The organism is Lewinellaceae bacterium (assembly GCA_020636105.1).
Lineage (GTDB): Bacteria > Bacteroidota > Bacteroidia > Chitinophagales > Saprospiraceae > BCD1.
Map to the genome: position 1 here is coordinate 3,321,746 of JACJYL010000001.1, position 11,287 is coordinate 3,333,032.

An 11,287-nucleotide genomic window follows, 5' to 3' on the forward strand; every position below is an offset into this window, starting at 1 on the left:
TCAAACTCTTCAAACCGGCTCGTCCTAAAATTCAGCTTTGCTGAATATGTCATAGAATTTTTTTTAATTTTGCAACGATTTTTCAAAAGCTAAATAAATGGGAATCATGATAAAACGCATCACTTTCACTTTAGTGTGCATGACAATTTTTGCGTTAAGCATTTTTGCACAAAACGACGATCCGATCCTTTTTACCGTACAGGGAAATCCTGTTCACGTATCGGAATTCAATTACATCTACAGCAAAACCAATGGAGATAAGGCCGACTATTCCAAAGAAAGCCTTGAGGAATACCTGGATCTTTATGTTAAATTTAAGTTGAAGGTTCAAAAGGCAAGAGACCTTAAACTGGATACCATTCCTTCCTTAAAGCAGGAGCTGGAAGGTTATCGCAAACAACTGGCCGATTCGTACCTTATCGACAAAGGTGTGGCAGATAAGCTGATCCAGGAAGCATACGACCGCATACAGTTTGACGTGGATATCAGTCATATACTCATCGGGTGTCCTGAAGATGCCCCCCCAAGTGACACGCTGAATGCGTATGAAAGAATTATGGCCATTAAGCAGGAATTGGCGAATGGAGCTGATTTCGGAACACTGGCCCAAAGCAAATCAACGGACCAGTCGGCACCCAAAAATAGGGGCCACGTAGGGTATGTGACAGCGCTCTTTCCAAAAGGCTTGTATGCGCTGGAAACCGCTGCATATGGTGCCGAGTTGAACAAACCGGTGGGGCCGGTAAGAACTACTGCCGGATATCATATGGTATTGGTACATGACCGCAGGCCTGCAAGGGGCGAAATGGAAGCCTCACACATATTAATCCGTAAGACCAAAGAAGATAATGGCCAGGCCAAAAAGAAAATCGATGACATTTATGCCTCTCTGATGGCCGGTGCTGATTTTGATGAAACTGCCACAAAATTATCGGAAGATTCTCAAACAGCCAATAACAAAGGGTATATCGGATTTTTTGGAATCAACCGTTATGAAAAATCTTTTGAAGATGCCGCTTTTTCCATCACGGAAGATGGCGGAATCTGTAAACCTGTAGAAACTTCAGTAGGTTGGCACATTATAAAGCGCATAAGTAAAAAAGACATACAACCATTTAACATTGAGAAAAGTCGTTTAAATGGTAATATTCGGAAAGATCCGCGCTTTGAAGGCGCCAAGCTGGCTATGTTGAACCGGATCAAAAGGGAAGGAAACTTTAAGGAAAACTCGGAAGTACTGGACAAATTTATTGAAGGCCTTACCGATACCTTCCTGACCTTCCGCTGGAATGCTCCGGAACCGAAATCAACAGAATTTCTGTTTTCCCTCGGCGATGACTTCAAAGTTACCCTGGGCGATTTTACCGATTACTTAGGGCAAGCTTCCCGGAAGCGTTTGCGTATGAGCAGACGCCAGGGACCGGAATTTGCCGCACGGTCGCTTTATGCAGAATACCTGGATGAGAACCTCCTGAAATACGAAGAAACGCAGTTGACTGAAAAATATCCTGAATTCAAGGCCCTGATGCGGGAATACGAGGAAGGCATATTGTTGTTTGAAACCACCAAGAAACTGGTATGGGATAAAGCCTCTGAAGATACGGTTGGATTAAAGAAATTTTTTGAAGAAAAGATCCAGGGAAAATATCGTTGGGCTAAAAGAGCGGTAACGGATGTTTATGATATCGCAGCAAAATATGCTGATCAGGCTAAGGAAATTTCAGAATTTGCCGCAAACCATACCGCTGATGAAGTGAAGGCAAAATTCAACGAAACTGATCCTTCCGTTGTTTCTGTTGTAGATAAGACCTTTGAAGAGAACCGCAATGCTGAAATGAGAACCATGAAATGGGCTCCCGGGCAGGTTTCGGAAATGATCGTTCACCCGCGGACAGGCAATGTTAAGTTTTACAAAATCAGGGAAATTTTGCCCGTATCTAATAAAAAACTGGAAGAAGCAAGAGGTTACGTAGTGGCTGACTATCAGGATTATCTCGAAAAACAGTGGGTAACGCAGCTGCAAAATGACTATACGGTAGAAATCAATAAAAAGGTTTTAAAGAACCTCATAAAAAAATAATACGCTGGAAAAAGTAACAGGCATATTTATTATGTTGGCATTATTGCTGACCATGGCTTCCTGCCAATCTTCGGACAAAGAAAACAGCGAAGATAAGCTGCTTGCACAGGTGCACAGTAAAAAACTCTATTTGTCCGAAATGGATGGCATGTTCCCCGAAGGAACTACTGCGGAAGACAGTTCTGCTACGATAAGGGCTTATGTACAACGATGGCTGAGAGAATCCCTTTTGCAGCATGAAGCAGAGGTCAATTTACCTCCTGATCTCAATATTGATAAGCTGGTCAGGACCTACCGGGCTTCTTTGATCACCCACAACTACGAAGTGGCGTTGGCCGAACAATTGCTGGATTCTACGATTTCCCAGGCTGAGCTCAACGATTTTTACGAAAAAAATAAAGAGCAGTATCAGCTGGAAACGCCTATCGTTCGCTGCCATTTTATTAAAGTCCAGTTGCCGGTACCTGAAGAGGATAATTTGCGAAAGCTTTGGAACAGCAATAAAAAGGAGGACCTGGAAAAGCTGATCAAATATTGCAATAAAAATACTGCGGTACATATTCTTGAGGACAGCATTTGGTACGATCTTGATGATATTGCCGTCGAACTTCCTCCGGGTACACTTACGGCTGACAATGTGGGTTCGAAAAAGGATTTTACCCAGCGGGATGCTAACTTTCAGTATTATTTCAGGTTGTTCGAATCCAAAAACAGGAAAGATATTGCACCTCTTTCCTATATTGAAGGCCAGGCCCGGAAAGTCATCCTGCATAACAGGAAGATAAAATTGCTTTCGGATACCAAAGAAGAGTTATATGAACGGGAAATGCGCCGGGGAAATGTCAAAATTTTTGATGCAAATTAGATTAAAGCCTTGTAGCGGAATGACCGGATTGTAGTGGTTTTCCACTTTTTGATAAAAAATTCTACAAAACCCTCAAAGAGGTAAAGTTTTGTAACAGAAAAAAATAAACAGATGAACAGAGTTTTTTTGCTTTTAATAATGCTGGGTTTGGCGGTAACGGGCTGGGGACAGCGCGAGGTGATTGATAAGGTGGTGGCTACCGTAGGGGGCGAATTGGTATTGTTATCCGATGTAGAGGAACAATTGGCCCTGGCAAAGGATCAGCGAGGTGCCATGCCGGAAGGCGCACGATGCGAGATACTCACCAGTATAATGGTCACAAAATTGTTGCTTAACCAGGCAAAACTCGATAGTATCGAAGTAGCGGAAGAGCAGGTAGAGACACAACTGGATGCCAGGATTGAACAGATTTTAGCCTATATGGGGGGTGATGTGCTCCAATTCGAGGCTTATTACGGACAGTCTATTGACGAGGTTAAAGACCGTTTCAGGGAAGATCTCAGGGATCAGATGCTGACCGAACAGATGCGTAATCAGATCATGACAGACATTTCGGTGACCCCTTCGGAAGTAAAAGCTTTTTTCAATAAAATCCCGGTGGATAGCTTGCCTTACTTCAATGCAGAAGTTGAGGTGGGAGAGATCGTTTATAAACCTGTGGTAAATGAAATCGAAAGGCAGAAGAGCATCGATCAGTTGACGGAGATCCGCCGCCAGATCGTTGAAGAAGGCGCAGATTTTGGAGAGATGGCCAAAAAATATTCCAGTGATGCTTCCGGTCAGGTTGGAGGGGATCTGGGTTGGGCCAAGCGGGGAAAATATGTCGCTGCTTTTGAGGCGGCGGCCTATAAACTGGAAAAGGACCAGGTTTCACCGATTGTAAAATCGGAATTCGGATACCACCTCATTCAGATGCTTGAAAGACGTGGCAATTCCATCCATGTACGGCATATTTTATTGCGCCCGGAGATTACCGATGAAGATATGGCTCTTGCCAAAGCTCACCTGGATACGGTTCGCATGCTCGTTCAGACTGACTCCATCAGCTTTTCACAGGCTGTGAAAACCTATTCCGAAGAAAGTGCCCAGAGCTACAACAACGATGGGCGCATGGTGAACCAGATTACCGGCAATACCTTTTTTGAAATTGGTGATCTCGATCCTGATGTCTATTTCGCACTGGACACCCTCGACCTCGGAGAGGTGTCAGCTCCTTTTGAATATGCGGTTCCTCCGGGTGATACATATTTCCGTATCGTTCAATTACAGTCGAAAACGTCTCCACACAAAGCAAACCTCAGACAGGATTATTCAAAAATAAAACAGGCAGCCATACAGTCCAAACAAAGTGAATTTATCAACGATTGGGTATTGGAGAAAATCGAAGGCACCTACATTGCCGTGGATGCCATGTACGATGGATGCCCTACGCTTCAGGGGTGGAATAAGCATGCATTGAGACAATAGCACTTTCCAATGAATAATAAAAAAGGCCGGCCTGTAATTTGGGCCGGCCTTTTTTATTATTACAGGAATTCAATTTTAAAAATTCAACTTTTACGCTACTTGCCTGTTTTAGTCAGGGCAGAGAATTTTTTAAAAAATACAAAACATAATGGAATACACAACACTGGGGAAAACTGACCTGCACGTAAGCAGGATATGCCTGGGAACGATGACTTTCGGGGAGCAAAATACAGAAGCCGAAGGCCACGAGCAGCTGGATTACGCTCTGGATCATGGCATTAACTTCATAGACACGGCTGAAATGTATTCCGTTCCGGGCCGAAAAGAAACACAGGGCAGCACGGAGCGAATCATCGGCTCCTGGATTCAAAAAAAGAAAAACAGGGATAAATTCATCCTCGCCACAAAAATTACAGGGCCTTCCCCAAGCTTTACCTTTCTCCGGGACCCCTTAAATTTTAGCAAACAACAGATCAACGAGGCGATTAACGGTAGCCTGGACCGGTTGAAAACGGATTATGTGGATCTTTATCAATTACATTGGCCGGAAAGGAATGTCAATAATTTCAGCCAGCGTGGATATAAGCATAAAACGGACGAAGGCTGGGAGGATAATTTGCTGGAGGTGTTGCAATCTATGGAGGAACTGATTGATTCCGGCAAAGTGCGTCATTTTGGCGTCTCCAATGAAACGCCCTGGGGGTTAATGCGATTTTTGCAACTGGCAGAACAGCATGGCCTGTCACGGTGCATCAGTATCCAAAATCCCTTTAACCTGCTCAACAGGACTTTTGAGATCGGGTTGGCAGAAATTGCCATGCGGGAACAGGTGAGTTTACTCGCGTATTCTCCAATGGGTTTTGGTTTGTTGTCCGGAAAATACCACAGAGGAGAAGCCACTTCATTTTCGAGAATCAATCAATTCAAGCAGATGGCTCGTTATAGCCGGCCCCAGGCTTATGAAGCCAGCCGGTTATATCTTGAGATCGCGGAGGCAAACGAATTGAATCCTGCTCAAATGGCTCTGGCGTTTGTCAATCAACAACCTTTTACAGGAAGTAATATTATCGGGGCCACGAATCTCGAGCAACTGAGGGAAAATATGGAAAGTATTCAACTGAAATTAAGCCCGGAAGTTTTAAAAGCTATTGAGGAAGTTCATGAAACCATTCCCAATCCGGCTCCGTAAGAAGAGACAAAAAAACATGAGTTATCCCGGCATTTCAACAATTGTCTAAACTGAAGATTATAGGATTATTTGAAGTATTTTTTAAATGTAAAATAAAACATGAATCATCCCGAATTTTTTAATTCAAATGGATGCTAAAAATATATTAACAATATTTATCTGCAATATATTCAACTCCTTCAGACCTGTCTTCCGGCGACGCCAGGTAGAGTTGAGATTGTTATTGTTTGATTCCCAATGGATTACATTCATTGCCATTAATACCTGCCGGCAGGCAGGTTAATTCCCTTCGGGAAATGGATTAAGAATAGAGTTAATTTTTAAAAAGAAGATTAAATTTATCCCCGAATGGGGATAAATATCAATAACGCAGTATGAAATACTGCCAAAAAAGGGACAAAACCCAACTCTGAAAGAGTTGAATGTAACCTGTTTCAAATTTAAAAAAAAACTTAAAAAGTTATAATTACCTGACAATCAGTTTATAGAAAAAAATCCCAAACTTTGCCGGTCGGCAAAATTCGGGATTCATATTTGGCTTTCCCGGCAGAACCTGCGCTAGGTTAAGTCTTAATCAAAACCTAAAGCCCAACGTAAGCACTATATTACCTACAACATTGTTATTGTCCACCTTTTGAACCGGAGCTTCGTAAGTGCGGTAAGGCACATAAGTCTCCTTGGATACACTGTTTTTGTAAGCGATATCTACAAATACAACACGTGAACGAACCCCGGCGCCCAGGCTGAAAGCTGTTTTAATGGTATTATCGCCTTCTATCGGCGATTGATCAAATTCCAGTCCGCCCCTCAGTCTGAACATATCTAAAGCAACTTCGCCTCCAACGCGAATGTTGAGCGCTGATTTCAGGTTTTGAGCGATAAGCTGATTGGCATCGCGTTCCTGTGCGATATATCCGTCATAGATCAACTCGGCCTTTGAATAGTTGAGGTATTCCAGGTCCGCAGAGACCAATCCTTTTTTCCCAACGATATAGGCGGCGCTTCCTATGAATCGCCATGGAGTGCGCAGGGAGTAGGAAAAATTCCCGTCAGGAGATGCTGCATATCCCTGACTCGGAGTGTCGGATAAGGTATAATTATAAGTCATGGTGGTATTGTAATTGTCGGTCAACTGATACAAGGTTGGGGTGTGAATGGCCAATCCGAAACGCAACGCCTGGTTCAACCGGTAGATCACCCCCATTTTCAGGTTGATCCCCCCTCCGATGGTGTTGAGATATTCGGTGTATTCCAGGTCATCAAAGGTAGGAACATTGCCCACGGCCCCTTCGCCGTTATCTACTTCTGTATACACTTTTTCTTCCGTAAAACTGACAATCGGGAAACCCATGGTAAGGCCAACCATGACCTTTTCTTCAATATTTGCGGCCATCCCGACGACCAATTCTTTGATGCTGCCGCTTGTTTTCACCACTTGTTGTTTATTGGTCAGCGCATCTGGATAACCGTCGAAATCACTGTCATAATAACCGTCCTGGGGGTTGTCGAAAAGCGCTTCAGCATCAAAGGCGACCCCTGATTCAAATTCATCAAACCCTTCCGATCCGTTGGCCAGCTCCTGGAAACGATTGACTATCGAGCCTTTTGAATCTCCTTCAAAATAAAAGTTCCGATTGAAGTCAGCCAGCTGGTTCATCCCAATGCCGAAATTGAAGGTAGGTACTTTGGTGCCGGGTCTATACATGGTGCGTACCATGCCAATATTATGAAAGTTGAATTTGTTTTTTGTTTCCCTCCACGTGGTATTTTTTGCATCATTGGTTAAAAGAGAATTAACCTCAACGTTGGTCATGCCCGGAGTGAATTCAAAAACGGATTTTCTGAACCAGGCCAGTCCCGCAGGATTGGTACTCATGACCGAAAAGTCGGCGCCCAGGGCACCCAATGCTCCACCCATCCCGAGAGACCTGGCGGTTCCTATTTGTGAATACTGAGAATACCGGACGGCATCCGTTTCATTTTGAGCCTGAGAATGTACTGATGTCAGAACAAAGAATAGGACGAGGAAAAAATATTTGTTTAGTTTCATTACTTTATTATTTTCTTTCCCGTAGAGCTATAGCTCCTTTGCTTCCAACAAAGTTTCCTTAAGGCCAAAGGGAAAATAGCGCGGGATTTTAAGTTTTAAAAAAATAGGGTGACCTCATGTATTTACACACCGACCACCCCATTTTGATATTTTAAGGTCTATGTTTAATTCCTTCCGGAGCGATTGCTGCTGCTTTTGGAAGAACTACTTTTGCTGCTTGAAGAAGAACTACTGCTTCGGCTGCTTCCTGAGCTACTGCTCCTTGAAGGAGAACTACTTCTGGCACTACTTCCTGAACTACTTCTGCTGGGAGCAGGAGAGCTGCTTCGGGTGCTGCTGCTGCTCCTTGACGGAGAGCTGCTTCTGGCTCCGCTGTTTGAAGAATTACTCCTGGAAGGCTGAGCTGAGCTGTTGCTACGGTTTCCCTTGGAAGAGGAACGCGTTTGAGGGGTATTCCTTTTAGTGGAAGGGCTGGTCGCTTTGGGAGCATTATTGCTTCTCTGAGGAGTTCTTGTAGCCGCAGGGGCTTCAGTTCTTCTCGCCGGGGCATCATAAGATGAACGGGAAGGCTGCTGCGGGGTGGTGGAAGGCCTGTTATTGTCTGTACCGTTATCCTTGATACGCTGCTGCGTAGCAGGAGAATTGGCCGGACGATCCGTAGTTCTTGCAGGCTCCTTAATAGTTCGTGGATCTTCAGTTCTGGTAGCAGGCGTATTTATTCTTCCGTTTACAGGATCTTTAGTTTCACGAGTGTTGATGACATCGCCGGAGTTGGCAGAACGTTCAGGTTCTGAAACCCGGGCTCTTGTTCTTTCCACATCAGGAGAAGTGCTCCGGACAGGATTGTTCGTAACATTCACGGGAGATTCGTTGCCAATAGAACGTACATTGGTCCTTGGCGCCAGGGCGCTTCCATTTGTCCTCGGTCCGTAGTATGTACCATTCCCGTCATTGTACAGATTATTTGTTGTACTAACGGTATTGTAATTATACCCTGCGCCCCATGAAGGTGGGCAATAAACATTGGATCCGAAGTAGTTTCCGCCATAACCGCCATAATAATAATCATTGTAATAATAATTATTGTAGTAGCCATAATTGTTATGGTTGTACCAGGAATTGTAATAACCCCATGGTCTGCTGTACCCGAAACCGTATCCACCCCATGAGTAATAGTTGTTGTAACGATTCCACCTTCTCCAGCTGCGGTAATCTCTGCGCCAACTGTTGTAGGAGTAATAATCGTCATAGATCAGGACGGTAACCCCGGGAGTCCAGTAAGGATCATAATAGGAAACATCAACATAACAAGGATCGAAGAAGTCGAATCCGTAGTAAGATCTGTTGAAACGACGAATTTTTGAAGAGTAATAATAATCATACCCATCGTTATCGTATTCACCATCATCATAATACTCATCATCGTCATAGTAGTTGTCATTACTGGCGTATGAGTCGTTATTGTTGTTATTGTCATAACTGTCATAGCCGTAATTGTAAGCATTCGCATCAGTATCCGGATCGTAATACAGATCGTCATACTGGGCCATCAAGCCGGAAGATCCTACAATTAACCAGGCGAATGCGAGCAGAATAGATAATTTCATATTTTTCATAACATTGTATTATTTGTAATTACTGTGGTTCTCTTACAGCTTACAAGCCGTAATTTATTACATTTGTGGCTCATTTTTAGTTAAAAAGAGCTTAAAGTCTTTTTTTGTTGCGTTAAAGTCCTTCTTCAAGAGGCTTTAACTACTGTTAAGACTATTTCAGTCTCAATAAGTTACAACAATTTGGGCACTATTTCAAGCAATTTTGTGTTAAAAAGCGTTAAAAGAGACTCATGTCAAAAGAAATCACAAGCAGGAGCGAAGATTACGCTCAATGGTACATCGATATCGTAAAAAAAGCGAAGCTGGCAGAAAACTCCGCAGTACGAGGATGTATGGTTATTCGTCCTTATGGTTTTGCTATTTGGGAAAACATGCGAGATCAACTGGACAGAATGTTTAAGGAAACGGGACACGTCAATGCGTATTTCCCTTTGTTCATTCCCAAAAGCTTTTTGAGTAAAGAAGCAGAGCATGTGGAGGGATTTGCCAAAGAATGCGCCGTGGTCACCCATCACCGCCTGATGCAGGATCCGGATGGACCGGGGCTTATTGTTGACCCTACTGCTAAACTGGAAGAAGAACTCATTGTCCGCCCGACTTCAGAAACCATTATCTGGAACACTTACCGGGACTGGATCAAATCATATCGGGATCTGCCATTGCTGATCAATCAATGGGCCAATGTAGTCCGTTGGGAGATGAGAACCCGTTTGTTTTTGCGTACCGCTGAGTTTCTCTGGCAGGAAGGCCATACGGCGCATTCCACCCGTGAAGAAGCGATCGAGGAAACGATAAAAATGCAGGGCGTTTATGCTCAGTTTGCGGAGGAATATATGGCCATGCCGGTTATCAAAGGCATAAAATCCGCCAATGAAAGGTTTGCCGGTGCCGAAGAAACCTACACCATCGAAGCGCTTATGCAGGATGGAAAGGCGCTTCAGTCAGGCACTTCACACTTTCTCGGTCAGAATTTTGCCAGGGCCTTCGACGTGAAGTTCCTCAATAAAGACAACCAGGAAGAATTGGTTTGGGCTACCTCGTGGGGGCTTTCCACCCGTATGATGGGTGCCCTCATTATGACCCATTCCGATGACCAGGGATTGGTCATTCCACCAAAACTGGCTCCTGTACAGGTGGTCATCGTTCCGATTCCAAAACCAGGTCCTGAGATCAATGAAGCTGCGGAAAAGATCATGGCGGAATTGAAAGCCAAAGGCATCCGCGTGGAGTTCGATACCGATGATCAAAAACGTCCGGGTTTTAAATTTGCCGAGCATGAACTGCGGGGCGTTCCTGTAAGATTGGGCATCGGTATGCGTGATCTCGAAAAAGGAGTGGTGGAAGTGGCACGCCGGGATACGAAAGATAAAGCTTCGCAGCCTTTGGAGGGTATTGCCGATCATATAAGCCACCTGCTGGACGAGATTCAGAGCAACCTCTACAACCGGGCCCTGAAATACCGGGAAGAACATACCACTCCGGTGGATACTTTTGAGGAATTTAAGGATGTGCTGGAGAACAAGGGAGGTTTTGTGGAAGCCCACTGGGACGGCACTACAGAAACTGAATTGAAGATCAAGGAACTCACCAAGGCTACCATCCGGTGTATTCCGAACGATGTGAAAATGGAAGCCGGAAAGTGCATTTTGACAGGTAATCCTTCCAAATGCAGGGTGTTGTTTGCCAAAGCATATTGATCATTAAGCAGTCCGTAAATCTGTAAAATTCAGGACCGCATAATCAGAACGATTTTTCCGGGCATTGCCAACATCAGATGTAAAGGCAATGCCCGTGAAAATTTACGCTCAGTTCTTATCCGTTTAATCTGTTATATCAGTGTTCCGTCTTTTTTACAAAGCCCATCTTTTTCCTTACTGGAAAACAAAAGTAATGTGGTAAAAACATGAGTCATCCAAAAGGTACTTTTCCCTGCTTTAATAAAAATATTTCATAAAAAGCTCAAAAAAATGTCACATTTGCGGTTTCCGGGGCTTATATAGGGGTAAGAGTATGTTGCGAT

The 11,287-nt window shown here is 44.0% G+C and carries 7 protein-coding genes; 5 read left to right on the forward strand and 2 right to left on the reverse strand.

The window, feature by feature from the left end; genetic code table 11:
- Positions 1 to 106: 106 nt before the first annotated feature.
- From H6571_12640 to H6571_12655, 4 genes are all read left to right on the forward strand, one after another.
- Positions 107 to 2,080 carry a peptidylprolyl isomerase gene (locus H6571_12640; GenBank protein ID MCB9324578.1) on the forward strand — a complete coding sequence of 658 codons (1,974 nt, stop codon included), beginning with the start codon at positions 107 to 109 and terminating at the stop codon, positions 2,078 to 2,080.
- A gap of 31 nt (positions 2,081 to 2,111) precedes the next feature.
- Entirely contained in the window at positions 2,112 to 2,945 is an 834-nt protein-coding gene (locus H6571_12645; protein ID MCB9324579.1) for a hypothetical protein, read from the forward strand.
- Positions 2,946 to 3,056: 111 nt separating this feature from the next.
- Positions 3,057 to 4,412, forward strand: coding sequence for a peptidylprolyl isomerase (locus H6571_12650; protein MCB9324580.1), 1,356 nt, complete (start codon positions 3,057 to 3,059; stop codon positions 4,410 to 4,412).
- Between the two features lie 148 nt (positions 4,413 to 4,560).
- The gene (locus H6571_12655; GenBank protein ID MCB9324581.1) at positions 4,561 to 5,601 is read left to right on the forward strand and encodes an NADP(H)-dependent aldo-keto reductase; all 1,041 of its coding nucleotides are present in this window, start codon (positions 4,561 to 4,563) and stop codon (positions 5,599 to 5,601) included.
- A 574-nt stretch (positions 5,602 to 6,175) separates the two neighbouring features.
- Here H6571_12655 and H6571_12660 read toward each other — a convergent pair.
- A complete protein-coding gene (locus tag H6571_12660; GenBank protein ID MCB9324582.1) occupies positions 6,176 to 7,651 on the reverse strand; it encodes an outer membrane protein transport protein in 1,476 nt (491 codons plus the stop codon).
- 164 nt (positions 7,652 to 7,815) lie between these two features.
- A complete protein-coding gene (locus H6571_12665; protein ID MCB9324583.1) occupies positions 7,816 to 9,258 on the reverse strand; it encodes a hypothetical protein in 1,443 nt (480 codons plus the stop codon).
- Positions 9,259 to 9,497: 239 nt separating this feature from the next.
- Here H6571_12665 and H6571_12670 point away from each other — a divergent pair, with 239 nt between their 5' ends.
- Positions 9,498 to 10,964: a proline--tRNA ligase gene (locus H6571_12670; protein MCB9324584.1), complete on the forward strand. Its 1,467-nt coding sequence runs from the start codon at positions 9,498 to 9,500 to the stop codon at positions 10,962 to 10,964.
- Positions 10,965 to 11,287 lie beyond the last annotated feature (323 nt).